The following is a 481-nucleotide window of genomic DNA, read 5'->3' as shown; positions in this document are numbered from 1 at the left end:
TTAAATTTCAGACCATCACGCATACCACCGGCGTAATCTTCGAGGATCTCGCGTGCGGTGGTGCCGAACGGCAGTTCCCACAGTCCCGGATTTTTCACCCGACCGGAGAAGCCCATCAGCTTGGTGCCAGCATCTTTACTTTTCGAGATGTTCTGATACCACTCCACGCCGTTAGCGAGGATCGCCGGAACGTTACACAGGGTTTCGACGTTGTTGACACAGGTCGGTTTACCCCATGCGCCGGAGGTTGCCGGGAAGGGTGGCTTCGAGCGTGGGTTAGCACGACGTCCTTCCAGGGAGTTGATTAACGCTGTTTCTTCCCCGCAGATGTAGCGCCCTGCCCCGGTATGGACGAACAGTTCGAAATCGAAACCTGTTCCCATAATGTTTTTGCCAAGCAGACCCGCTTCGGTGGCTTCGGCAATGGCACGGCGCAGATTAACTGCCGCTTCGATATATTCGCCACGCAGGAAGATGTAGC

Annotated in this window: 1 pseudogene; it reads right to left on the bottom strand. The window is 55.5% G+C overall.

Annotated elements, in window-relative coordinates:
- Positions 1–481, bottom strand: a pseudogene (locus HSP_RS0103185) (SLBB domain-containing protein); the annotation flags it as partial.

It is taken from the genome of Haemophilus sputorum CCUG 13788, assembly GCF_000238795.1.
Lineage (GTDB): Bacteria > Pseudomonadota > Gammaproteobacteria > Enterobacterales > Pasteurellaceae > Haemophilus_A > Haemophilus_A sputorum.
Note: the sequence above shows the minus strand (reverse complement) of the source record. Positions and strands in the feature narration are given on the sequence as shown.